This is a genomic window from Albimonas marina (assembly GCF_029223255.1).
Classification (GTDB): domain Bacteria; phylum Pseudomonadota; class Alphaproteobacteria; order Rhodobacterales; family Rhodobacteraceae; genus Albimonas.
In genome coordinates this window covers 73270-97674 of sequence record NZ_JARHUC010000009.1, presented here as the reverse complement: position 1 = coordinate 97674, position 24405 = coordinate 73270, and the positions used below count along the sequence as shown (strand labels likewise).

At 72.6% G+C, this 24405-nt stretch carries 18 protein-coding genes; 6 read left to right on the top strand and 12 right to left on the bottom strand.

Going from position 1 to position 24405, the window contains the following annotated elements; all coding sequences use genetic code 11:
- Positions 1 to 57: 57 nt before the first annotated feature.
- The 5 genes from P2H44_RS21660 to P2H44_RS21640 all read right to left on the bottom strand — a co-directional run bounded on the left by P2H44_RS21660 (position 58) and on the right by P2H44_RS21640 (position 4037).
- On the bottom strand, positions 58 to 231 hold the full coding sequence (locus tag P2H44_RS21660) for a YdcH family protein (protein WP_275767023.1): 174 nt from the start codon (positions 229 to 231) through the stop codon (positions 58 to 60).
- A gap of 190 nt (positions 232 to 421) precedes the next feature.
- A complete protein-coding gene (locus P2H44_RS21655; protein ID WP_275767022.1) occupies positions 422 to 1609 on the bottom strand; it encodes a M20 aminoacylase family protein in 1188 nt (395 codons plus the stop codon).
- Between the two features lie 169 nt (positions 1610 to 1778).
- Positions 1779 to 2969, bottom strand: a complete 1191-nt coding sequence (locus P2H44_RS21650) for an amidohydrolase (RefSeq protein ID WP_275767021.1) — start codon at positions 2967 to 2969, stop codon at positions 1779 to 1781.
- A 10-nt stretch (positions 2970 to 2979) separates the two neighbouring features.
- Positions 2980 to 3696: a tRNA1(Val) (adenine(37)-N6)-methyltransferase gene (locus P2H44_RS21645; RefSeq protein WP_275767310.1), complete on the bottom strand. Its 717-nt coding sequence runs from the start codon at positions 3694 to 3696 to the stop codon at positions 2980 to 2982.
- A gap of 107 nt (positions 3697 to 3803) precedes the next feature.
- Complete coding sequence (locus tag P2H44_RS21640) at positions 3804 to 4037, bottom strand: putative signal transducing protein (RefSeq protein WP_275767020.1); 234 nt, start codon at positions 4035 to 4037, stop codon at positions 3804 to 3806.
- Positions 4038 to 4226: 189 nt separating this feature from the next.
- Here P2H44_RS21640 and P2H44_RS21635 point away from each other — a divergent pair, with 189 nt between their 5' ends.
- Together P2H44_RS21635 and P2H44_RS21630 are read left to right on the top strand one after the other, a co-directional pair.
- Entirely contained in the window at positions 4227 to 5189 is a 963-nt protein-coding gene (locus P2H44_RS21635; RefSeq protein WP_275767309.1) for a polyprenyl synthetase family protein, read from the top strand.
- A gap of 610 nt (positions 5190 to 5799) precedes the next feature.
- A complete protein-coding gene (locus P2H44_RS21630; protein WP_275767019.1) occupies positions 5800 to 7170 on the top strand; it encodes an MFS transporter in 1371 nt (456 codons plus the stop codon).
- Positions 7171 to 7239: 69 nt separating this feature from the next.
- Here the strand turns inward: P2H44_RS21630 and P2H44_RS21625 are convergent, their stop codons facing one another.
- The gene (locus tag P2H44_RS21625) at positions 7240 to 8865 is read right to left on the bottom strand and encodes an ABC transporter substrate-binding protein (protein ID WP_275767018.1); all 1626 of its coding nucleotides are present in this window, start codon (positions 8863 to 8865) and stop codon (positions 7240 to 7242) included.
- Positions 8866 to 9012: 147 nt separating this feature from the next.
- Here P2H44_RS21625 and P2H44_RS21620 point away from each other — a divergent pair, with 147 nt between their 5' ends.
- Genes P2H44_RS21620 through P2H44_RS21605 form a run of 4 tightly spaced genes read left to right on the top strand, consistent with a single transcriptional unit; the run spans position 9013 to position 14884 of the window.
- The gene (locus P2H44_RS21620) at positions 9013 to 9675 is read left to right on the top strand and encodes a helix-turn-helix domain-containing protein (RefSeq protein WP_275767017.1); all 663 of its coding nucleotides are present in this window, start codon (positions 9013 to 9015) and stop codon (positions 9673 to 9675) included.
- A 16-nt stretch (positions 9676 to 9691) separates the two neighbouring features.
- Positions 9692 to 11350: an amidohydrolase gene (locus P2H44_RS21615; protein ID WP_275767015.1), complete on the top strand. Its 1659-nt coding sequence runs from the start codon at positions 9692 to 9694 to the stop codon at positions 11348 to 11350.
- Between the two features lie 4 nt (positions 11351 to 11354).
- Positions 11355 to 12428, top strand: a complete 1074-nt coding sequence (locus P2H44_RS21610; RefSeq protein ID WP_275767013.1) for a CobW family GTP-binding protein — start codon at positions 11355 to 11357, stop codon at positions 12426 to 12428.
- Complete coding sequence (locus P2H44_RS21605) at positions 12425 to 14884, top strand: GcvT family protein (protein ID WP_275767011.1); 2460 nt, start codon at positions 12425 to 12427, stop codon at positions 14882 to 14884. The genes P2H44_RS21610 and P2H44_RS21605 overlap by 4 nt, the downstream gene beginning before the upstream one ends.
- A 42-nt stretch (positions 14885 to 14926) precedes the next feature.
- On the opposite strand, the gene P2H44_RS21600 is transcribed toward P2H44_RS21605, so the two are convergent.
- The 6 genes from P2H44_RS21600 to P2H44_RS21575 all read right to left on the bottom strand — a co-directional run bounded on the left by P2H44_RS21600 (position 14927) and on the right by P2H44_RS21575 (position 24401).
- Positions 14927 to 16012: an AI-2E family transporter gene (locus tag P2H44_RS21600; protein ID WP_275767009.1), complete on the bottom strand. Its 1086-nt coding sequence runs from the start codon at positions 16010 to 16012 to the stop codon at positions 14927 to 14929.
- Between the two features lie 117 nt (positions 16013 to 16129).
- The gene (gene araD / locus P2H44_RS21595; RefSeq protein ID WP_275767007.1) at positions 16130 to 17866 is read right to left on the bottom strand and encodes an L-arabinonate dehydratase; all 1737 of its coding nucleotides are present in this window, start codon (positions 17864 to 17866) and stop codon (positions 16130 to 16132) included.
- A 224-nt stretch (positions 17867 to 18090) separates the two neighbouring features.
- The gene (locus P2H44_RS21590) at positions 18091 to 19053 is read right to left on the bottom strand and encodes an N-carbamoyl-D-amino-acid hydrolase (RefSeq protein WP_275767005.1); all 963 of its coding nucleotides are present in this window, start codon (positions 19051 to 19053) and stop codon (positions 18091 to 18093) included.
- A complete protein-coding gene (locus P2H44_RS21585) occupies positions 19053 to 20816 on the bottom strand; it encodes a hydantoinase B/oxoprolinase family protein (RefSeq protein WP_275767003.1) in 1764 nt (587 codons plus the stop codon). The genes P2H44_RS21590 and P2H44_RS21585 overlap by 1 nt, the downstream gene beginning before the upstream one ends.
- A gap of 5 nt (positions 20817 to 20821) precedes the next feature.
- Complete coding sequence (locus P2H44_RS21580) at positions 20822 to 22894, bottom strand: hydantoinase/oxoprolinase family protein (protein ID WP_275767002.1); 2073 nt, start codon at positions 22892 to 22894, stop codon at positions 20822 to 20824.
- 19 nt (positions 22895 to 22913) lie between these two features.
- Positions 22914 to 24401 (bottom strand): amidohydrolase family protein, encoded by a 1488-nt coding sequence (locus P2H44_RS21575; RefSeq protein WP_275767000.1) that lies wholly within the window; start codon positions 24399 to 24401, stop codon positions 22914 to 22916.
- Positions 24402 to 24405: the final 4 nt, after the last annotated feature.

Genomic DNA, 24405 nt, shown 5'->3' with positions numbered 1-24405 from the left:
CGGGGGCGGGCTCCGCCGACCCCTCTCGGGGCCAGTCGGGTTCAACCCGTCGTCAATTCAGTGGATCGCGGGACTGAGCCGCGTGATCTCCTCCTTCAACTTCAGCTTTTCACGCTTCAGGCGGGAAACCTCCAGGTCGTTCACGGCCGGGCGGCGCTGCTCCTCCTCGATCATGCGGTTGAGAGTCTCGTGCTTCCTGCGCAGCTCGGTGATGTGGCCGGCGAGGTTCATGGACGTCCTCCTTGCTGATCTAGCGATGCCCATAAGATTGGCGCCGAAAGCCCGAGTCGTCATCATAAATACACAGGCTTGTGACGGAAAATTCGTAAGGCTTCAGAAGAGATGAACGTTAACGAACCCTTGAGCGCAAGATCATTGCGCTCAAGGGCAACATTCTTTCAAAAATGCCCCGTTCGGGCGATCAGCTGCGCGGCAGCGCACGCTCCGCGATCCGGGTCCAGTAGTGGACGCCGATGGGGCTGATCTCGTCGTTGAAATCGTACTGCGGATGGTGGAGCGGCGCCGTGTCCCCGTTGCCGATGAAGATGAAGGAGGCCGGGATCACCTGCCCGAAGAAGGCGAAATCCTCGCCGCCGAGCACCGCGGTCGCGGCGGGGTCGACGTTGGCCTCGCCCACCACCTCCTGCATCACCGAGACGGCGAAATTCGTCAGCTCCGGGTCGTTCCAGGTGACCGGATAGGCGTCGAGGCCCAGCTCCGCCTCCACCGTGCAGCCCATGGCGGCGGAGATCATCTCGCACTGCCGGCGCATCTCCCCGATCAGCTGGCCGGCGAGCGCCTGGTCGAGCACGCGCACCGTCCCCCACAGCTCCGCCTCCGGCGGCAGCACGTTGTAGGCGGAGCCGGCGGAGAACTTGGTGATCGAGATCACCGCGGGGTTCATCGGGTCCCGGCGGCGGGAGACGATGGACTGGAAGGCGGTGACCAGCTGCGCCCCCGCCACGATCACGTCGTCGGCGAGATGGGGCATGGCCGCGTGGCCGCCCTTGCCCTTGATCACGATCTTGAAGCGGTCGGCATAGGCCAGCGCCGCGCCCGGCGTGGTGCCCATCGTCCCGACCGGCGAGCCGGGGTGGTTGTGCATCCCGAAGGCCGCGCGCACCGGCCAGCGCTCGAGCAGCCCGTCGTCGATCATCGCCTTGGCGCCGCCGCCGCCCTCCTCCGCCGGCTGGAAGACGAAGACCAGGGTGCCGGCGAAATTGCGCGTCTCGGCCAGGTGCTTCGCCGCCCCCAGCAGCATCGTCGTGTGACCGTCGTGGCCGCAGGCGTGCATCTTGCCGGGCGTCTTCGAGGCGTAGGGCGCGCCCGTCGCCTCGAGGATCGGCAGCGCGTCCATGTCGGCGCGCAGGATGATCCGCTGCTCCTTGTCCGTCGCCGGGCCGTCGGCGCCGTGCAGGATGCCCACCACGCCGGTCTTGCCCAGGCCCTCGACCACCTCGTCGAAGCTCCACGAGCGCAGCTTGGCGGCGACGACGCCGGCGGTGCGCACCTCCTCGTAGTTCAGCTCGGGATGTTCGTGCAGGTCGCGCCGCCACTCCGTCATCTCGGCCTGCATCGAGGCGATGGAGTTCGGGATCGGCTTGTTCATGGGGTCCCCCGGGAAGGTCGCGCGCGGAGCGGGCCGCGCGGTGGTCGCGTCTCCACCCGAGACTGGCACGCGCGCCCGCTTCGCGGAAGCGCGCAGCGGCCGCGGCCCCGCGTTCCCTGCGCGTCACGTCGCGTCACAGGCCGCGCCGCCGAACCGAAGCGCCGCGAGCTCAGCCGCGGCGGGGCAGCGCGCGCTCGACCAGCCGGGTCCAGTAGGCGACGCCGTGGGGGGCGGCGGCGTCGTCGAAATCGTACTCGGGGTGATGCACCGGCGCGGTGTCGCCGTTGCCGATGAAGGCGAAGCAGGAGGGGACGGCTTCCGCGAACCAGGCGAAGTCCTCGCCGCCCATCTCGGTGGGCATGGCGGGGTCGACCGCGTCCTCCCCCGCCACCTCGCGCATCACCTCCACCGCGAAGGCGGTCACGGCGGGGTCGTTGACCAGCGCAGGGTCGGCGTCGAGCCCCAGCTCGCAGGCGACCTCGACGCCGTGGGCCGCGGCGACGCCTTTCGCCACCCGCTCCATCCCCTCGATCATCGGGGCGACCAGCTCGGGGTCGAGCGCGCGCAGCGTGCCCCACAGCTCGGCGGTCTGGGGGATGACGTTGTCGGTGGTCCCCGCCTCGAAGCGGGTGACGGAGATCAGGGCGGGGTTCGTCGGGTCGCGCCGCCGCGCGATCAGCGCCTGCAGGCCCTGCACCACCTGCGCCGCCGCCACGATCACGTCGTCGGCGAGATGCGGGCGCGCGGCATGGCCGCCGCGCCCGCGCAGGGTGATGCGGAAGCGGTCGGAATAGGCCAGCGCCGGCCCCGGCCGCGTCCCCATCGCGCCGACCGGCATCCCGGGGACGTTGTGCAGGCCGAAGGCCGCGCGCACTGGCCAGCGCTCCAGCAGCCCGTCGTCCATCATCGCCTTGGCGCCGCGGTCGCCCTCCTCCGCCGGCTGGAAGATCAGCACGGCGGTGCCGGAGAAGGCCCGCGTCTCGGCCAGGCGCTTCGCGGCGCCCAGCAGCATGGTGGTGTGGCCGTCGTGGCCGCAGCCGTGGAAGGCGCCGGGAAGGGTGGAGGCATGGGGCAGGCCCGTCGCCTCCTGCATCGGCAGGGCGTCCATGTCGGCGCGCAGCAGGATGCGGCGCGCGGCGTCGTCGGCGGGGCCGTCCTCGCCGTGGATCACGCCCACGACGCCGGTGCGCCCGACGCCCTCCACCACCTCGTCCACGGCCCAGGCGCGCAGCTTCGCGGCGACGATCCCGGCGGTGCGGTGCACCGCGAACCCGACCTCGGGGTGGGCGTGCAGATCGCGCCGCCAGGCGGTCAGCTCGGGCGCGAGGACGGCGATGGCGTTGGGGACGGGACGGGGCATGGGGATCGCTCTAGGGCCAGGTGGGGTCGAGGCGCAGGGGCGCCGCGTCGCGCAGCACCGCGCGCGCGGCGTCGGAGAAATCCTCGCGGTCCGCCTCGTGGCGGGGACCGTCGTGCAGGACGAGCGGGGCCAGCAGCAGGGGCGGGCCCTTGGCCCCCTTGCGCGCGGCGACGATCACCCGGCGGGCCGGGCGGCCCGCGCGCGCCGAGAGCGGCAGGATCCGCAGGTCTCCCGCCCGCCCGTCCAGCGCCACCACGATCCGGGCCAGCGCCTCGGCCCGGTGGATCGCCACCAGCCGCCCGCCGGGGCGCAGGCGGCGCAGGGCGGCAGCGATCCAGTCGGCGATGGGCGCCGCCTCGACATGGGCGCGGGAGCGGCCGACGTCCTCGGGCGCGGGCGCGCCGGGCGGATACCAGGGCGGGTTGGTCAGCACCAGGTCGAAGGACATCGCCCGCAGTTCCGCCGGCGGTCGGGCCATGTCGCCCTCGTGCACCGTCAGCGTCGTCCCCGCCTCGGCCGCGTTGCGCCGGGCGAGGGCCGCGTAGGCCGGCTGGATCTCGAGCCCGTGCAGCTCCAGCCCCGGCACGCGGGAGGCGAGGCACAGCGCCGCCGCCCCCGCCCCGCAGCCCAGGTCCAGCGTCACGTCCCCCGCCCGCGCGGGGCAGGCGGCGGCCAGCAGCACCGGGTCGGTCGCGGCCCGGTAGCCGCGCCGCGGCTGGCGCAGCATCACCCGCCCGCCCAGGAAGGCGTCGCAGGTCAGGTCGGCGTCGCCGAAGCCGCCGGGCGGGGGCGGCTCCTCTCGCTTGCGGGGGGCGGCCTGGCCCGGCCCGTCCCTCACGCGCGGCGCTCCGGCGTCAGCTCGTCGCCCAGGTCGTTGTCGCGCAGCACCGCGCGGGCCCGGAAGGCCTGGTCGCGCGGCACCATCAGACGCTGCGGCAGAACGCCCAGACTGCCCTCGAGGACGCTCGTGTGGACGTCGAATACGAAGCAGTCTATATCCTCGCCGCGAAGCAGGGCCGTGGCGAAGGCGATCGTGGCGGGGTTTGTCGTGCGAAGCAGCTCGATCATCCCCGCAGGGTTACCCGCACCGGCCCCGCCCGTCGAGACGCGGGCGCGCCGACCCGAAATTCCGCGCGGCCGCGCCCGGCGCGACGCGCGCCTCGATGGGACCCGATGACGCCCGTGACAGCGCCTTCCGCCTCCTCCGCCGCCCTGAAGCCCGCCCGCGCCGACTCGCAGGACGCGTTCCAGCGCCTGATGGACCTGGTCGCGGGGGATCTGGAGTCCGTGAACCGCCTGATCGCGGATCGCATGGCCTCCGAGCACGCGCCGCGGATCCCCGAGGTCACGCGCCACCTGGTCGAGGCCGGCGGCAAGCGCCTGCGCCCGATCCTGACGCTGGCCGCGGCCCGCATGTCGGGCTACGCGGGCGAGGACCACGTGAAGCTCGCCGCCACGGTGGAGTTCATCCACACCGCCACGCTGCTGCACGACGACGTGGTGGACGAGAGCGCCCAGCGCCGCGGCCGCCCCACCGCCAACCTGCTGTGGGACAACAAGTCCTCGGTGCTGGTGGGGGACTACCTGTTCGCGCGCAGCTTCCAGCTGATGATCGAGGCCGGCAGCCTGCGCGTCCTCGACATCCTCGCCAACGCCTCGGCCGTGATCGCCGAGGGCGAGGTGCTGCAGCTCGCCACCGCCAACGATCTCGGCACGGGCGAGGCCGCCTACCTGCAGATGATCCACGGCAAGACCGCCGCCCTTTTCGCCGCCGCGACCGAGGTGGGGGGCGTGATCGCCGCCGCGCCCGAGGCGCAGGTGCAGGCGCTGAAGACCTACGGCACCGCGCTGGGCATGGCCTTCCAGATCGTGGACGACGTGCTGGACTACGGCGGCGCCTCGGCGACGCTGGGCAAGAACACCGGCGACGACTTCCGCGAGGGGAAGGTGACGATGCCGGTCCTGCTCGCCGTCGCCGCCGCCCCGGACGAGGAGACCCGCGCCTTCTGGAAGCGGGTGATCGAGAAGCGCGACCAGGCCGAGGGCGACCTCGAGCGGGCGCTGGAGCTGATGAGCGCCGCCGGCGCCCTGGCCGGCGCCGAGAGCCGCGCCCGCGCCTACGCCGCCGAGGCGCGCGAGGCGCTGGCCGCTTTCCCCCCCTCCGACCTGCGCGCCGCGCTGGAAGGGGTGGTGGAGTTCGTCGTCTCCCGCCTGAACTGACAGCGGCGGGGGCGTCGCAAGACGCGCCTTGCGCACGCCGCCTCGACGCGGGAAGGGGAGGCTCTGGTCCCTGACCCGCCGCCGGACTTCGACCTGACGGTCCGCGCCCCCGCGCCGCTCCTCTGCAACCGCTCTGCGCCACGCCGCCTCGCTGCAAACACTGCCAAGGCGAGGATTTCAGGCGTTCCGCCTCCTGCCCGAGGCGCCCCCGAGCGGACGGGCAAGGCGCGCCGCTCGTCCCCCCATCGTCCCACCCCCTCGTCCCCGCGAACGCCCTCCGCCGCCCTGGCCCGCGACGGGGACGGCAGGGCGGGGCGATGCGGCCGCGCAGCGGACGCGAGGGCCGCCCGGCCGGTCCGGGCGCCCCGCTCGGCCGGCTTCCGCGACGCGGAAATCCGCGCAGACCCTTTGACTTGCCGGCCGGCTGAGGCTTGAGTGCAGGCGACGCCCCTCCGCCCGCGGAGCGCGGCGCGGCGGGCGCGGGCCCGCGGGAGACGGAGCCTCGGACCCTCATGCACGCCAGACCACGGCGCGACGCGCGCGGCGCCCTCGCCCGCCCCCTTGCGCGGGCCGCCGAGCCGCGCCCCCGGCGCGCGGAAGGCCCCGCGGCATGAAGGAGACCCGGATCGAGCCTCCCGCCGTCGGCGCCTCGCGCCGCATCGCCCTGCCGGTGCTGCTGGTGGCGGTGGTGGTGGTGACCATCGACATCTCGATGACCTCCACCGCCCTGCCCGCCATCGCCGAGGGGCTGGGCGTGGCGCCGGCCACCACCATCTGGATCATCAACATCTACTATCTCGCCGTGGTGGCGGCGCTCCTGCCCGCCGCCGCGCTGGGCGAGATCGCGGGCCATCACCGCGTCTTCACCGCCGGCCTCGCGATCTTCGCCGCCGGCGCGCTGATCGCGGGGCTCGCGCCCTCGCTCGAGGTGCTGATCGCGGGGCGCGCGGTGCTGGGCGTGGGCTCGGCGCTGACCTCGGCGACCACGCCGGCGCTGATCCGCGCGCTCTATCCGCCCGAGAAGATGGGGCGGGGACTGGGCCTCTACGCCACCGTGGTGGGGGTCTCGATCACCGCCGGGCCGACGGCGACCTCGGCGATCCTCGCCGTCGCCGACTGGCCCTGGCTGTTCCTGCAGGCGGCGGTCACCGCGGGCGTCTGCACCCTGCTGTGCCGCCGCGCCCTGCCCGCGACCGAGCGCAGCGCGCGCGCCTTCGATCCGCTCGCCGCGGTGCTGTGCGCGGCGATGTTCTCCTTCCTGCTCTTCGCCATCGCGGGGGCGGCGCACCTGGGCGCCGGCCCGGCGCTGGCGGCGCTGGCCGCCGCCGCGATCCTCGCCGTCGCCCTGCGCCGGCGCGAGGCCGGCCGGCCCGCGCCCCTGCTCGCGGCCGACCTCTTCCGCGCGCCGCTCTTCGCCCTGTCCTCGGCCACCGCCATCGTCGCCTTCTCGGTGCAGGGGCTGGCCTTCGTGGTCCTGCCCTTCCTGCTGCATTACGAGCTCGGCTACTCGCAGGTGCAGGCGGGGCTGCTGATCATCCCCTGGCCGGCGGCGCTGGTGGTGATGTCGGTCATCGCCCCCCGCCTGGCCGAGCGGACGCCGCCGGGCCTGCTGGGGGGCTTCGGCCTCGTGACGCTCGCCGTCGGGCTGTGGCTGGTGGGCACGATCCCGCTGGGCGCGGGCCCGGTCGAGATCGGCTGGCGGCTGGTGGTCTGCGGGATCGGCTTCGGCTTCTTCCAGTCGCCCAACATGCTCGCCATCATGTCCTCCGCCCCGCGGGAGCGGTCGGGCGGCGCGGGCGGCATCCTCGCCACCTCGCGCCTGCTGGGCCAGTCGGTGGGGGCGGCGGCGGTGGCGCTGTGCATTTCGGTCGCGCCGGAGCGGGGGATCCACGTGGCCCTGTGGCTGGGCGTGGGGGCGGCGCTGGTGGGGGCGGCCGTCAGCCTGACCCGCCTGATCCCCGGCATCCGCCGCGGCGTCTGAGGCGGCGCGCGAAGGCCCCGCCCGCGCAGGCGCGGACGGGGCGGGTCGCGGGAGAGGGCCGCGCCCCCGTCAGTCCTTCAGCCAGACGTCCATCCAGGGCGCGAGCGGGCCGAACGCCCCCTCGGGCGGGTTCTGCACGCGGGCGTTCCAGACCGAGGTCGTGTAGTCCTCGGGCATCCAGATGAAGACCACGTCCTCGACCGCCTTGCGCTGGATGTCGGCGTAGATCGCCTTGCGCGCCTGCACGTCCATCTCCACCGCCGCCGCGTCCAGCAGCGCGTCCATCGCCGGGTCGCAATAGCCCTGCGTGTTCGCCCAGATCACGTTGCGGATGTTGTCGCAGTCGAAGTGGCGGTGCATCCCGATTACCGGGTCGGGATAGTTGAAGGACCCGTTCATGGTCGCCTGGTACCCGAACGAGCCGATCTTCTTGGCCCAGGAGGCGAAGTCGGGCGCCGGGCGCAGCGTCACCTCGATGCCCAGCTTGCCGAGCTGGCTCTTGATGTACTCGGCCATCGGCCGGTGCGCCTGCGGCGCCCAGGAGGGGACGTCGAGCTCGAAGGCGAAGCGCTTGCCGTCGGCGCCGGCGGGATATCCGGCCGCGTCCAGCATCGTCGCGGCCAGCTCCAGGTCCGGGGCGTAGGCGGGCAGGCCCTCGGCATGGAACGGGTTGCCGCCGTGCAGCGGCCCGTCGCCGGGCGTGGCGCGGCCGCGGAAGATCACCTTCGACAGGAACCCGGTGTCGATCGCGTGGGCCAGCGCCTCGCGCACCGCGCGGTCGGAGAACGGCTTCTCCCGCAGGTTCATCTCCAGGTAATGGATGTAGCCCACCGCGCCGTAGCCCTCGGTGGTCACGGTCAGGCCGTCCACCTTCTCCAGCCGGTCTGCGGACTGGGGGGTGAGGCCGGCGAAGCCCGCGAGGTCGATCTCGCCGTTCTCCAGCATCAGGGCGCGGGCCAGGGCGTCGGGGATCCGCGGCATCACGATGCGCTCGAGGTAGGGCTTCCCCTCGATGAAGAAGGCGTCGTTGCGCACCAGCACCAGCCCCCGCTCGAGATCGTTCGATTCGACCTTGAACGGGCCCGAGCCCACCACGTCCTCCATGTTGCGGGGGTGGGAGCGCAGCTCCTGCCCGTCGCCGTAGACGTGCTTGGGGATGATCGGCAGCAGCAGCGGCTGCATCGACAGCAGCAGGCCCGGCACGGGCTGGGAGAGGCGGACGACCACGGTCTGCGGGTCCGGCGCCTCGACCGTCTCCACCTGCCCGAACATCGCCTGTCCGAAGGGATGGTTGGCGCGCACCGTCTCGAGCGAGAAGGCCACGTCCTCGGCGGTGATCGGCGCGCCGTCGTGGAACGTGGCGCCGGGGACGAGGTGGAAGGTGTAGGCCAGCGCGTCCTCCGAAATCTCCCAGCTTTCAGCGAGATAGGGCGTGGCCTGGTAGTCGGCCCCGATCAGCACCAGCCCCGCGAAGATCTGGCTGCCGGGCACGCCCGTCGCCGCCCCCGACTGCACCGCGGGGTTCAGGGTGCGGTAGCCGGAGGTGAAGGTGTCGAGCTCTCCGCCCCGCACCGGCTCCTGCGCCGCGGCCGGCAAGGCGGCCAGCAGCGCGAGGGCGGGCAGGACGGCGCGGGCTGGCAGGAGGGCGCGGGCGCCGTGCATCGGCGGCCGTGTCGGGCGGATCGGTCGGGTCATGTCTGCGGTTCCCTGTCGGATCGGGGGGACTGATTTCGGTCCCGCCCTCCGTGGCTCGGGGGCGGCTGCTGAAAAGCGTTGCGGTGAATCTGAAATTGCGCAAGACTTTTTTCATATCAGCGAAACGAACCCGGATCCGCTTCGAAAATGACTGAAGACCGCGGCGATCGCCCGCCCCGCGCCCCTCGTCCCCCGGCCCTGCCCGAAGCCGCCGCCCCCGCGCCGGCGGCGGCCGAGCCGATCCCCGACGCGCGCGCCCCCATCGGCCAGCAGATCCGGGAGCTTCGCCGCGCGCGCGGCCTGAAGCTCGCGGAGCTGGCGGCGGCCACCGGCCGCTCGATCGGCAACCTCTCGGAGATGGAGCGGGGCAAGAGCCCGATCACCATCCAGTCGCTGGACGGGATCGCGCGGGCGCTCGACGTCTCGCTGAACTGGTTCTTCACCGGCACCGCCGTCGCCCCGCCCGAGGAGCGCGACGTGGTCGTGCGCCGGGGCGCGCGGCGGGAGCTGAACCTCGCCCAGGCCGGCGCGCGGGAGGAGCTGCTCTCCCCCCATCTCGCCGGCACGCTGGAGATGATCCTGACCACCTTCGCCCCCGGCGCCTCGACCGGCGACGCGCCGCGGCGCAGGCGGGGGGAGGAGGGGGGCATGGTCCTCTCGGGCCGGCTCGAACTCCACGCCGACGGGCGCGTGCACCTGCTGGAGGAGGGCGACAGCTTCCAGCTTCCCGGCGCCGGCGAGCACTGGTGCCGCAACCCCGGCGAGCGCGACGCGGTGGTGATGTGGGTCATCGCCCCGGCCGACTACTGACCCTGCGGAGCCCCTCATGACCCCGACCGCGTCCGAGATCACCGTCTTCACCGCCCGCCGCATCCGCACGATGACCCCCTCGGCCCCGGTGGCGACCGCCGTGGCGGTGCAGGGCGGCATGATCCTCGAGGCCGGGACGCTGGAGACCCTGCGCCCCTGGCTCGACGCCCATCCTCACCGCATCGACGACCGCTTCCGCGACCACGTCCTGATGCCCGGCTTCATCGACCCCCACCTGCACCCCACGCTGGGCGCCCTGCTGCTGCCCTGCCCCTTCATCACGGCGATGGAGTGGAAGCTTCCCGACCGCACCTGCGCCGCCGTCCGGGGCCGCGACGCCTACCTCGCCCGCCTGGCCGAGATCGACGCCGAGATGCCGGGCGTCGAGCCCCTGGTCACCTGGGGATACCACCGCATCTGGCACGGCGAGATCGGGCGGGAAGCGCTGAACGCCGTCTCCGGAACCCGCCCCATCGTGCTGTGGCAGCGCAGCTTCCACGAGGTCGTCGCCAACGACGCCGCCATCGACTGGATGGGCCTCGACCGTGCGGACCTCGAGCGGCACGCCCAGGTCGACCTCCCCTCCGGCCGCTTCTTCGAGACGGGGCTGGCGCTGGCGATGAGGGGCATGAGCCCGTTCCTGCACGATCCGAAGCGCCTGATCGGCGGACTGGAGCAGGTGCGGCGCGCCATCCACATGGGCGGCCACACCACCATCGGGGAGCTCGCCTATCCGCTCGCCGACGACGCCGCCGAGTGGGGCGCGGTGCAGGCGGTCTTCGGGGGCGAGGACGTGCCCTTCCGCATGCAGTTCGTGCCCCGCGGCGCCGGCCGCGGAACCTGGAACGCCGGCGCGCCCGAGCAGGAGCTGGCGCGCGTGAACGCCTACGCTGCGCGCTCCACCGACAAGCTGATCTTCGGGAACGGCGTGAAGCTCTTCGCCGACGGCGGCTTCTTCGCCGAGCTGATGCAGATGGCCCCGCCGGGCTTCATCGACGGCCACCACGGCGAGTGGATGATGGCCCCCGAGAGCATCGAGGCCCTCGCCCGCGTCTTCTGGCACGCCGGCAAGCGCATCCACATCCACTGCACCGGCGACCTGGGCGTCGAACTCGCCCTCGACATCCTCGAGAAGCTGCAGTGGGAGCGCCCCCGCTTCGACCACCGTTTCACCATCGAGCACTTCGGCGTCTCGACCCCCGAGCAGGCCAGACGCATCAAGGCCCTCGGCGCCCTCGTCTCCGCCAACGTCTACTACGTCCACGAGCTGGGCGAGGCCTACTGGAAGGCCTCCATCGGCCACGAGCGCGCCTCCCAGATGGCCCGCCTCGGCTCCCTCGACCGCGAGGGCGTGCCCTTCGCGCTGCACTCCGACTTCACCATGGCCCCCGCCCTGCCCCTGAACTCCGCCTGGGTCGCCGTGAACCGCGTGGGCGAGACCGGCGAGGTCCTCGGCCCCGGCGAGCGCATCTCGCTCGACGCCGCCCTGCGCGCCATCACGATCGACGCGGCCTACGTGCTGGGGATGGAGACCGAGGTCGGCTCGATCCGCGCCGGCAAGAAGGCCGACTTCACGGTGCTGGGGCAGGACCCGTGGGAGGTGGACCCCATGGCCCTGCGCGACATCCCCATCCTGGGCACGGTCTTCGAGGGCCGCCCCTTCCCGCTGGGCTGACCCGATGCCTCCCGCGCCTTTCGTCGTCGTCTCCACCCGCCGCCGGATCCCGGTCACGCTCCTCTCGGGCTATCTCGGCGCGGGCAAGACCACGCTGGTCAACCGCCTGCTGGCCGCGCCGGGCGGGCGGCGGCTGGGGGTCCTGGTCAACGACTTCGGCGCGGTGAGCGTCGACGCCGCCCTGATCGAGGGGGTCGAGGACGGGGTGCTGTCGCTCGCCGACGGCTGCGTGTGCTGCGGGGTCTCCGACGACCTCGGCCGCGCGCTCGACCTGCTGCTGGCGCGTCCCCTGCCGCCCGAGCATGTGCTGCTGGAGGCGAGCGGCGTCGCCGATCCCCGCCGCATCGCCCTAATGGCGGGCGGCTGGCCGGGGTTCGAGCTGGACGCCGTGGTGACGCTCGCCGACGCCGAGACCGTCGCCGCCCGCGCCGCCGACCGCTACGTGGGGCAGCTGGTGCGCGCCCAGCTCCAGTCCGCCGACCTGGTCGCCCTGACCCGCACAGACCTCCTGACTCCCGAGGCCGCCGAGCTCTCCCGCGCCCGCATCCGCGCGCTCGCCCCCGGCGCCCGCCTTCTCGACGCCCCCCACGGCGCCCTCGACGCGGACCTCCTCCTCGGCCCCCGCCTCGCGGCGCAGCCGCACGCCCGGCCGAAGGCCGGCTCCCTCCCCGCGGCGCAGCCGCATTCCCGGCCGCAGGCCGGCCCCCTCGCGGCGCAGCCGCGGAACCGCCCGCAGGGCGCCCGCCGCCTCGCCGAAGACGCCTCGCCGTCTCACGACCTCTCCCCTCTGCGCACCGCCGCCTGGCGCCCCTCGGCCCCCGTCGACCCGCAGCGCCTCGCCGCCGCCCTCGACGCCCTCCCCCCGGAGATCCACCGCGCCAAGGGCGTCCTGCGCACGCCCGAGGGCCCGTTGCTGGTGCAGAAGGTCGGCGCCCGCAGCATCCTCTCCCCGACCGAGGCCGCGCCCACCGACGCCCTCGTCCTCATCGCCGCCGGCGCGCCCTCGGCGCTGGCCCCGGCGCTGGCCCGCGCCCTCGCCGACCTCGACGCCCTGCTCCCGGAGACCGCCCGCCGATGACCGCCCCCCTTCCCTCCCACGCCCGCGTCGTCATCGTGGGCGGCGGCGTCGTCGGCTGCTCGGTCGCCTATCACCTCGCGAAACTGGGCTGGTCCGACGTGCTGCTGCTGGAGCGCAAGCAGCTCGCCTGCGGCACCACCTGGCACGCCGCCGGCCTGATCGCGCAGCTGCGCGCCTCGATCAACATGACCCGCCTCGCGCGCTATTCGCAGGAGCTCTACGGCGCGCTGGAGGCCGAGACCGGCGTCGCCACCGGCTTCCGGCGCAACGGCGCCATCTCGCTGGCCCTGACCGAGCGGCGGATGGAGGAGCTGCGCCGCAACGCCTCCATGGCCCGCGTCCACGGGGTCGAGGCGAACGTGATCGACGCGGGCGAGATCGCCCGCCTGCACCCCCTCCTGAACCTCGACGGCGTGGTGGGGGGCGTGCACATGCCCCTCGACGGCCAGGGGGACCCGTCGAACATCACCCAGGCGCTGGCCCGCGGCGCGACCCTGAAGGGCGCGCGGATCGTCGAGGGGGTGAAGGTCACCGGCATCCTCAAGACCAACGGCCGGGCGACGGGCGTGACCACCGACCGGGGCGACGTTCAAGCCGAGTACGTCGTCAACTGCGCCGGCATGTGGGCCCGCGACTTCGCCGCCTCCGCCGGCGTGGTCGCCCCCCTCCACGCCGCCGAGCATTTCTACATCGTCACCGACCTGGTGGCCGACATGCCCGAGGGCCTGCCCACCCTGCGCATCCCCGACGAATGCGCCTACCTGAAACCGGAGGCCGGCCGCTTCCTGCTGGGCGCCTTCGAGCCGCGCGCCAAGCCCTGGGGCATGGACGGCATCCCCGAGGACTTCTGCTTCGACGAGCTTCCCCCCGACCTCGACCACTTCGCCCCGATCCTCGAACAGGCGATGGAGCGGATCCCCGCGCTCGCCTCCACCGGCATCCGCACCTTCTTCAACGGCCCCGAGAGCTTCACCCCCGACGACCGCTACCTGCTGGGCGAGGCGCCGGAGCTCCCCGGCTTCTTCGTCGCCGCCGGCTTCAACTCGATCGGGATCCAGAGCGCGGGGGGCGCCGGCAAGGTGCTGGCCGACTGGATCGTCGAAGGCCGCCCGCCGTTCGATCTGTGGGACGTCGACATCCGCCGCATGTCCCCCTTCCAGGCCGGCCGCGCCTACCTGCGCGAGCGCACCACCGAGACCCTCGGACTGCTCTACGCCGAGCACCTGCCCTTCCGCCAATACGAGACCGCCCGCGGCGTCCGGCGCACGCCCTTCCATGACCGCTGGGCCGCCCGCGGCGCCTGTTTCGCCGAGACCTGCGGGTGGGAGCGCCCGGGCTGGTTCGACCCCGACGCCGCCACGCCCCCCGCCTACGACTACTCCTGGTCCCGCCCCGCCTGGTTCGGCCGCTGGCGGGAGGAGCACATGGCCACGCGCGAGGGGCTGGCGGTCTACGACCTTTCGGCCTTCGGAAAGATCCGGGTGGAGGGGCCGGACGCCGCCGCCGTGCTCTCGCGCCTGTCGGCCAGCGTCGTGGACGCGCCCCCCGGCCGCTCGGTCTACACCCAGTGGCTCAACGACCGCGGCGCGGTCGAGGCGGACGTCACCGTCACCCGCCTGAGCGAGACCGCCTTCCTGGTCCTGACCGCCGCGCCGACGCTGCGCCGCGACCTCGCCTGGCTGACCCGCCATATCGGCGAGGCGCGCTGCGTCGCCGTCGACGTCACGCCGGCCGAGGCCGCGCTGGGACTGATGGGCCCCAGGGCCCGCGAGGCCCTCCAGGCCGCCACCCTCGACGACGTCTCGGCCGAGGCCTTCCGCTTCGGAGAGGTCCGCCGGCTGGAGGTCGGCATGGCCCCGGCCCGGGTGCATCGCACCTCCTTCATGGGGGAGCTCGGATTCGAGATCCACGTGACCACGGACTTCGCCCAGCACCTCTTCGACCACGTGTTCGAGGCCGCAGCCCCCTTCGCCCCCCGCCCCGCCGGCCTCCATGCGATGGATTCCTGCCGGCTGGAGAAGGGCTTCCGCGACTTCGGCCACGACGTGACCGACGAGGACCACGTGCTCGAGGCCGGCCTCGGCTTCGCGGTGAAGACCGACCGGGCGCCCGGACGCTTCGGCCATTTCATCGGCCGCGACGCCGTGCTGCGCAAGCGCGAGTCCGGCCTCTCGCGCCGGATGCTCCAGTTCCTGCTGGAGGACCCCGATCCGCTGCTCCACCACGGGGAGCCGATCTGGCGCGACGGGCGGCTGGCGGGGCATGTGACCTCGGCCAGCTACGGCCACGCGCTGGGCGGGGCGGTGGCGTTGGGATACGTGGCCCAGGCGCCGGGCGAGACGGCGGCCGACCTGCTCGCCAGCCGGTTCGAGATCGAGATCGGCGGGGGGAAGGTCGGGGCCGCCGCCAGCCTCAGGCCCCTCTACGATCCGACCGGGGCGCGGATGCGGAGCTGAACGCCGCGGCGGTGCCGAGGCGCCGGCGAGGGTCCTGCGGCCTCAGCCGTCGCGCGGATCGGCGGGCGGGGCGGGCCGGCCGGCGGCGGGCACGCGGTTCCACATCAGCACCGCGAGGAAGCGGGTGGCGGGGAAATGCTCCAGCACGATGACCAGCATGGCGGTCATCGGCACCGCCAGGATCGCGCCGGCCAGCCCCCAGATCGCCGACCACACCGACAGGGCCGCCATCACCGCGAAGGGGCTGAGGTTGAGCTGGCGCCCGATCAACCGCGGCTCCAGCACGTTGCCGACCGAGACCTGCGCCGCGATCAGCATCGAGGCCAGCGCCAGCGAATGCGCCAGCGACCCCTCCTGCGCCACCGACAGCAGCACCGGGAAGGCCACCCCCAGCAGCGAGCCGACGTAGGGGATGTAGTTCAGCAGCGCGATCACGATCGCCCAGAACAGCGCGAAGTCCGAGCCCATCGCCAGCAGGATCCCCAGGCACAGCACGCCCAGGATCAGGTTGATCAGCGTCTTCACCGCCAGGTACTCGCCGATCCGCGCGTTGATCTGCGCGAGGATCCGGGCCGCGTCGCGCGCGTCCTCCGGATCCCCCAGCGCGGCCGAGAGCTTGGCCGGGAAGCCCGGCTGCTCGACCATCAGGAACCCGGCGTAGAGCACCACCAGGAAGGCGGTCGAGCCGACCGAGGTGAAGCCCCCCAGCACGCCGAGGATCACCGCGCGCAGGTCGATGCTGCCGAAGGTGACGCGCGCGGCGTCGCGCAGCTCCTCCTGCAGGTCGACGTCGAAGCGGGTTTCCAGACGGCCCAGCAGGGCCTCGAAATTCTGCTGGTAGCTCGGCGCCACGGCGGCGATGTCGCCGATGGTCGAGGCGACGACCACCGCGAACGCGTAGAGGCCCAGCGCGAAGCTCAGAAGCACCAGCAGCCGCAGCACGGCCGCCGGCAGGCGGCGCAGCACGGGCGCGCGGCGCAGCGCCTCGGTCGCCGAGGACATCAGGTAGACCGAGATCACCGCGGTGACGATGGGCACCAGGATCGCCCGCCCGACCACCAGCAGGTGGCCCGCGGCGATCACCAGCGCCAGCGACAGGAAGAGATTGAGCAGAGGCGCGCCTCTCATCGCCTCGTCCCTCCTGCGCCCGCGTCCTCGTCCATGTCGTATGGCTTGCAGGTCGCCGGCGGAGCGTCAAGCGCGCGCCGAAGGCCGGGGCGCAGGGGCGACGCCCTGCCCCGCCGCTCAGTGGATCTCCGGCTCGGGCACGGGGGGGCCGAAGTCGGTCAGCAGATAGTCGAAGTCGCAGCCCTGGTCGGCCTGCAGGATGTGCTCGGAGTACATCCACCCGTAGCCGCGCCCGTAGCGTTTCGCGGGCGGGGTCCAGGCGGCGCGGCGGGCGGCGAGCTCGGCCTCGCTCACCAGCATGTCGAGGGAGCGGTTGGGCACGTCGAGCCGCACGACGTCGCCCGTGCGCAGCAGCGCCAGCGGCCCGCCCACGTAGCTCTCGGGCGCCACGTGCAGCACGCAGGCGCCGAAGCTGGTGCCGGACATGCGCGCGTCCGACAGGCGGACCATGTCGCGGTGGCCCTGCTTGAGCAGCGCCTTGGGCATCGGGATCATGCCCCATTCGGGCATCCCCGGCCCGCCCTTGGGGCCGGCGTTGCGCAGGACCAGCACGGCGTCGGGGGTGATCTCCCAGCTCTCGTCGTCCAGCCGCGCCTTCAGCTCGGGGTAGCTGTCGAAGACCCAGGCGGGGCCTTCGTGGACCAGGAACTTCGGATCGCAGGCCACCGGCTTGATGACCGCGCCCCCGGGGCAGAGGTTGCCCTTCAGCACCGCCAGCGAGCCCTCGTGGTAGATCGGCCTGTCCAGCGGCCGGATCACGTCGTCGTTCCAGACCCGCGCGCCGGCGATGTTCTCGCCCAGGGTGCGGCCGGTGACGGTCAGGCAGTCGAGGTTCAGCCGCCCGCGCATCCGCTCCATCAGCGCGGGCAGGCCGCCGGCGTAGAAGAAATCCTCCATCAGGTATTCCTTGCCCGCCGGGCGCACGTTGGCGATGACCGGGGTGACGCGGCCCTTGGCGTCGAGGTCGTCGAGCGTCAGGGGCACGCCCGCGCGCCGGGCCATGGCGATGACGTGCACCACCGCGTTGGTCGAGCAGCCGGTCGCCATGGCGACCGTCACGGCGTTGTCGAAGGCCTCCGGCGTCAGGATCCGGTCGGGGGTCAGATCCTCCCACACCATGTCGACGATCCGCCGGCCGCAGTCCGCCGACATGCGGATGTGGTTGGCGTCGGCCGCGGGGATCGAGGAGGCGCCGGGCAGGCACAGGCCGCAGGCCTCGGCGATGGCGGTCATGGTCGAGGCGGTGCCCATCGTCATGCAGTGGCCGTAGGAGCGGGCGATGCCCCGCTCCATCCCCTTCCAGTCCTCCTCGGCGATGGTGCCCGCGCGCCGCTCGTCCCAGTACTTGAAGGCGTCGGAGCCCGAGCCCAGCGTGCGCCCCTGCCAGTTGCCGCGCAGCATCGGCCCGGCGGGGAGGTAGATGAAGGGAACCCCGGCCGAGACCGCGCCCATCACCAGCCCCGGCGTGGACTTGTCGCAGCCGCCCATCAGCACCACCCCGTCGACGGGGTGGGAGCGGATCAGCTCCTCGGCCTCCATCGCCAGCATGTTGCGGTAGAGCATGGTGGTGGGTTTCACGAAGTTCTCCGAGACGGAGATCGCGGGAAGCTCGATGGGCCAGCCGCCGGCCTGGTAGACGCCGCGCTTGACGTCCTCGACCCGGCTCTTGAAGTGCTGGTGGCAGGGGTTGATGTCGGACCAGGTGTTGAGGATCGCCACCACCGGCTTGCCCGTCCAGTCCGCCTCGCCGTAGCCCATCTGCAGGGCGCGGGAGCGGTGGCCGAAGCCGCGGAAGTCGTCCGTGGCCATCCAGCGGGCGGAGCGGAGCTCCTCGTAGGTCTTTTTCCGGGTCATCGGGTCTTCCCGTGAAGGCGAGGGGCCGCCGGCGGCGACGAGGATCGCGGCCGGCGCGATCGGCGCCCCCCAGACCATCCCCAGCCGACGCGCGATGTCGAGCCCTTCGTGGCCCCCGGCGGGCGCCGCGATCCCCGGACTCCGCCGTCCGACCGGGCGGGCCGCCCCGCCTCGCGCCCGTCACGCGCGGCCCCGGAACCTCGCCCCGGGGACCGCGCGACGGCTCAGCCGTTGGTGGGCGGAACCGGGCCCTTCTGCGCGGTGATCGGGCCGTAGTGGCCGGGCTCGCGGTGGACGGCGAAGTTGAAGAAGGTCTCGCGGTAGATCCGGCAGAGGTCGAGGTCGCAGCGCGCGACCACCACCTCGTCCCCCAGCGTCGAGGCCATGGCGACGACCTCGCCCGAGGGCGCGACGATCATCGACTGGCCGATCATGGGGGAGCCTTCCTCGATCCCGCATTTGGCGGTCCCCACCACCCAGGTCGCGTTCTGGTAGGCGCCGGCCTGCATGGCGAGCTGGTTGTGGAAGTTGGACAGGCCGTCGATCTCCGGGTGGCCGGTGTGGTCGTTGGGGGTGTTGTAGCCCAGCAGCACCATCTCGACCGAGCGCAGCGCCATCACCCTGTAGGTCTCGGGCCAGCGGCGGTCGTTGCAGATGCACATGCCGAAATTGCCGCCCATCGTCTCCCACACCGGGAAGCCGAGGTCGCCCGGCTGGAAGTAGCGTTTTTCGAGGTGCTGGAAGGCGCGCTCGGGGCGGTGGTCGGCATGGCCGGGGAGGTGCACCTTGCGGTATTTGCCGACGATGGCGCCCTTGTCGTTCACGAGGACGGCGGTGTTGAAGCGCTTCAGGCCGGCGTCGGTCTGCGCGAGTTCGGCGTAGCCGAGGTAGAAGCCGATGCCGAGCTCGGCGGCGGTTTCGAACAGGATGCGGGTCTCGGGACCGGGCATCTCGCGTTCGAAGAAGACGTCGACCTCCTGGTCGGCCTCGAACCACCAGCGGGGGAAGAAGGTGGTCAGGGCGAGCTCCGGGAACACCACCAGCCTGGCGCCGCGGGAGGCGGCCTCGCGCATCATCTCCAGCAGGCGGGCGACGCAGTCGGCCCGGGTCTCGCTCAGCGCGATGGGGCCCATCTGGGCGGCCGCCACCACTATGGGCCGGGCGTTGGGGTTGATCGAGGCGGGCATCAGTTCGCTCCCTTCCGCATGGCTTCGGTGGCGGCCACGTCCACGGCGCCAGCCGCGATGACGACGCCGTAGTCGGCGCGCGCCTGCTCGGGCGTCAGCAATTCGTCGAGCACGTCGGCGAGGACCTTCGCGGGATCCCGCTCGAACGGCTTGCCGTAGCCGCCGCCGGCGGGGCCAACGGCGAGGAAGGTCTCGCCCGCGCGAGTGGCGCGGTAGGGGACCTTGGAGGGCAGCGAGGCCGTCGAGGCGTCCGGCGCGATGGAGGTCAGCGAGGCGACGCCGCCCTGCTCTCCGCCCTCGAAGCCCCAGGGGCGGAACGCGTGGCCCTCGCCCTCGACCGAGATGCCGCCGGGCGCCAGGAACTCGAACGCGCGGACCGAGCCGAAGCCGCCGCGCCACTTGCCGGGGCCGGTGACGCCCTCGTTCAGCTCGTAGCGGGTGACGCGCAGGGGCAGGTGGGTCTCGATGTCCTCGATGGGGTTGTTGCGGGTGTTGGCGTAGAGCGTGTCGACCGCGTCCATGCCGTCCATGCCGAAGCGGCCGCCATAGGCGCCCTCGAAGATCTCCATGTGGACCCAGTGCTCGGACTCGTTGAGGCCCGAGAAGGCGACGCACTTGAGGTTGCCGATCCCGGCGGACACCTGCTCGGGGGCGCAGAGCGACAGGGCCTTCATCACGCAGTCCGCCAGGCCGTTGCCGCCGGTGAAGCGCGCGATGACCGGGGCGGGGAAGCGCGGGTTGGCGATGCAGCCCAGCGGCGCGTGGATGGTGATGGGGCGCGTCAGGCCGGAGTTCTGCGGGATGATCCCGTGCACCGCGCTGTCGAGCAGCACCGAGCGCAGGGTCAGCCAGATGGCGATGTCGGTGGTGCCGATGTAGGGCAGGTTGATCGGCCGGTCGTCGCATTGCGGCGAGGTGCCGGTGAGGTCGACGTGGATCTCGTCGCCCTTCACCGTCAGCGTCACCGCCAGGGTGAAATGGCGCCGCTCGGGGTCGTCGAGGAAGCCGTCGAGCTTCGTCTCGGCCTTGTAGACGCCGTCCGGCAGGGCCGCGATGGCCTGGCGCATCATCGCCTCGGAGTGGTCCATCAGGGCGTCCACCGCGGCCTCGACGCGGTCGAGGCCGTGTTCGTCAATCAGGGCGCCGTAGCGCTCGGCCCCGATCTCGCAGGCGGCGATCTGGGCCTCCATGTCGCCGACGACGAGCTTGGGGGCGCGGACGTTGTCGCGCAGGATCTGCCAGACGGCGGCGTTGTCGACGCCGCGGTCGCGAACCTTGATCGCCTTGAACTGGAGGCCCTCGGCATAGACGTCGATCGCCTCGACGATGCCGGCGGAGCCGGGGGTCTGCGCGCCGACGTCGAGATGGTGGGCGGTGGTGGCGGCGAAGCCGACCAGCTTCTCTTGCCGGAACACCGGGACCAGGAACGCGAAGTCGGGCCCGTGGGAGGCGCCGCCGTAGGGGTCGTTGTGCAGGATCACGTCGCCGGGGTTCACCCGGTCGCCGCGGGCTTCCAGCGTCTTCAGGACGTTCTGAACGTAGCCCGCGATTGGGCCGGACTGCAGGGGCGTGGACTGCATGGATTCCGCGATCTGGCGGCCGGAGGCGTCGGTGAGCGCGGCGCCGAAGTCCTCCGACTCCCGGATGATCGAGGAGTAGGACATGCGCATCAGCTTGTAGCCCATCTCGACGGCGATGGACTGCAGCGCGCCCTGGATGACCGAGGCGGAGATCGGGTCGATGGTGCTGGCTTTCGAGGTCATTCCCGTCATCCCTTCTGCGCGACGCGGATCAACAGGTTGCCGCCGGCGTCGGCGACGAGCCTGTCGCCGGGGCGGAGCATCGAGGTGGTGTCCTTCTGGGTGATCAGGGCCGGGCCCTGAATTTCGACGTCCAAAGGCAGCCGGTCGCGCCGGTAGACGGGGGTGGTCACCCATTTCATCTCGCCGTCGACGCGGAAGGCGATCTCTGCGTCGTGGAGCTTGGCCTCTTCGAGCCTGCCGCCCGGGGGCGCGGCGGGTTTTTCCAGAACCGGCATGGCGCCGATGCCGCGGACCCGGACGTTCACGATCTCGATGGGGTTGTCGTTGATGCGGCCGTATTCGCGGCGGTGCTGCTCGGTGAAGTCGGCGTAGATGGCGGCCATGGCGGCGTCGTCCAGCGGCTCGGCCGGGAAGGCGCAGCGGAGCTCGTAGCCCTGGCCCACATAGCGCAGGTCGCCGGAGCGTTCGAAGCGCATCTCGGCCTCGGCGAAGCCGTCGGCGGCGAGGCGGGAGGCGAGCTCGGCCCGCATCTCCTCCAGCAGAGCCTCCAGCGCGCCCGCGTCGGTGTCGGCGGAGGTGACGAAGGCGGTGCGCACCAGGTCGTATTTCATGTCCGTGGCGGTCAGGCCGACGGCGGAGGTGATGCCGGGCGCGGGGGGCACGATGACCTCGGGGATGCCGAGGATCGCGGCCACGTCCACCGCCTGCAACGGCCCGCCGCCGCCGAAGGCCATCAGCGAGAAGGCGCGGGGGTCGAGGCCCTTCTGAACGGTCCGGGACCGGACCGCGTTGGCCATGTTGGCGTTGACCACGGCGAGGATGCCGTCGGCGGTCTCCTCGAGGCTCATGCCCAGGGTCCGCGCCAGCTCTCCGACGACCTTGCGCGACGCCTCGACGTCCAGGCTCATCGCACCGCCCAGGAAGGCGCGGGGGTCGAGCCGGCCCAACGCCACGTTGGCGTCGGTGACGGTGGGCTGCGTGCCTCCGCGGCCGTAGGCGGCCGGGCCCGGCACGGCGCCGGCCGAGCGCGGGCCGACCCGGAAGCCGCCCGCCGCGTCGACGTGGGCGATCGAGCCGCCGCCCGCGCCGATGGTGTGGATGTCGATCATCGGGGCCAGCACCGGGTAGCCGGCGATCGAGGTGTCGCGGGCCGACGCCTCGGCGAAGGCGCCCTCGCGCACGATGCCGATGTCGGCCGAGGTGCCGCCGACGTCGAAGGTGATCAGGTTGGTCCGCCCCGACAGCGCCCCCGCCCAGGCGCCGCCGATGATGCCCGCGGCGGGGCCCGACAGCAGGGTCAGCACCGGCAGCTCCGAGACCATGCGCGCGGTCGCGGCGCCGCCGTTGGAGCCCATGATGTGCAGGTCGGCCTCGAACCCGGCCTCGACCAGCCGGGCCTCCAGCCGGGTGACGTAGTCGCGCACCTTGGGGCCGATGAAGGCGTTCATGGCGGTGGTGGTGAAGCGCTCGAACTCGCGGAACTGGGGCGAGACGGTCGAGGAGGTGGTGACGAAGATCCCGGGCGCCTCGGCCTCGACGATGGCCTTGGCGCGGGCCTCGTGGGAGGGGTCGAGGTAGGAGAACAGGAAGCAGATCGCGATGGCCTCGACGCCGGCCTCGGCCAGCTCGCGGGCGGCCTGGGCCACGGCGGCCTCGTCCAGCGGCTCCAGCTCGACGCCCGGCGGGGCGATGCGGCCGCCGACGGCTTTTCTATACCGCCGCTTCACCAGCGGGCGGTCCTGCCAGGGCACCTCCTGGCGAATGGAATAATGCTCGGGGCGCTGGTGGCGGCCGATGTGGACGATGTCGCGGAAGCCGGAGTTGGTGATCATGCCGGTGACCGCGCCGTCGTATTCCAGCACCGCGTTGGTGGCGGTGGTGGTGCCGTGCAGGACGTGGTCGACCGTGGCGGGGTCGGCGCCGGCCAGCGCGCAGAGCTCGGTGACCCCGGTGAGCACGCCCTCGGACGGGTCGTGGGGGGTGGTGGGGACCTTGTGGACCACGCTCTCGCCGCTCTCGGTCTCCACGAGCACGAGGTCGGTGAAGGTGCCGCCGACGTCGACGCCGATCAGTTTCATGTCTGGCTTCCCTTGAAGATCACTGCCCGGCGGGGCGGTTGTGGCCGCGGATCGGGAACACGGGGGGCATCGCCGCGTCGGCGCTGCGCCCGGCCCAGTCGCGGGTGTGCACGAGGTCCATCGAGCGCTTCTGCGCGGCCTCGACCCGGACCATGGCGCTCTCGTAGTCGATGAAGATCGCGCGGCCGTCCGCCACCACCTGGCGGCCATCGACATAGACGTCCTTGATGGGCCGTTCGCCGCCCGAGAAGATCAGGGCGCGCACGGGATCGCGCAGCGGGCGCAGGGAGGGGTGGGTGATGTCGACCAGCACCAGATCCGCCTTGGCGCCCGGCGCGATCCTGCCGATGTCGTCGCGGCGCAGCGCCCTGGCGCCGCCGACGGTGGCGGCGTGGAACAACATCTCGGCCGTGGGCTTGGCGGCGTTGCCGGAGATGGTGCGGGCGACATAGATCGCGGTCTTCAGCTCCTCGACCATGTTCTGGGGGTGGGTGTCGGTGCCGATGGTCATGTTCACCCCCCGCTCGACATAGGCGGAGAAGTGCTGCAGCGAGATCCCCCGCCGCACGAACACCGTGGGACAATGCGCGACCGAGGCGCCGGCGTCCGCGATCAGCCCCATGTCGTCCGAGGACGTCGTCCACCCCACCTGCGGGTGGCTGTCGAGGAAGATGCCGTGGCCGATCAGCGTGCGCTCGTTGAGGATGCCGATGTCGTCCATCCACCGGATCGGCGTCACGCCATGGCGGCGGATCATCTCGTTGAACTCGATCACGCCCTGGGCGGCGTGGATGGTGAAGGGGAGGTCTCGGGCCTCCGCCTCCTGCATCGCCTCGCGCAACAGGCCCTCGAAGCAGGTGTCGATCTGGGAGGGCGAGACCACGCCCGAGACGCGGCCGGAGGGGTGCCGGGCGGCCTCGTCGAGGCAGGCCATGGCGGCCTTCATCGACTCCTCGCCGCGCTTCTCGTCCAGCTCGTAGTAGACCGAGTGGCCGTTGGAGGTCTTCCACGGCCCGTTGCGGAACATGGGCGCGGCGAAGGCGCGAATGCCGGTGGCGGCGAGGCCGTCGAGCCAGCCCTCATGCGCAAACGAGATGTCGCACAGCGAGGTGACGCCGGACTGCAGGAGCTCGGCCAGCGCCACCTCGGTCGAGGCGCGCATCCCCTCCTCGTCGATCTCGAACAGGGTCAGGAACTCGTAGAGCGAGCTCATGTAGAACTTCGGGCTGTAGACCTCCTCGGTCAGGCCCTTGAGCATCGTCTCGAAGCTGGGGTGGGAGTGGACGTCCACGAAGCCGGGCATGACCATGCGCTCGCGCCCGTCGATTTCGGCGTCGAAAGGACCGGTCCAGGTTCCGTCGGCGGAGACGATCCGGTCGCCCTGGAAGACCACGTCGACGCCCTTGGCGTATTCGTGGCGGCCGGTCTCCTCGTTCCACACGACCGCCCAGGCGGCGGAGCGGATGACGGTGATCGGGGCTTCGGCGGCGGCTTCGGGCGGGGTCATGCGC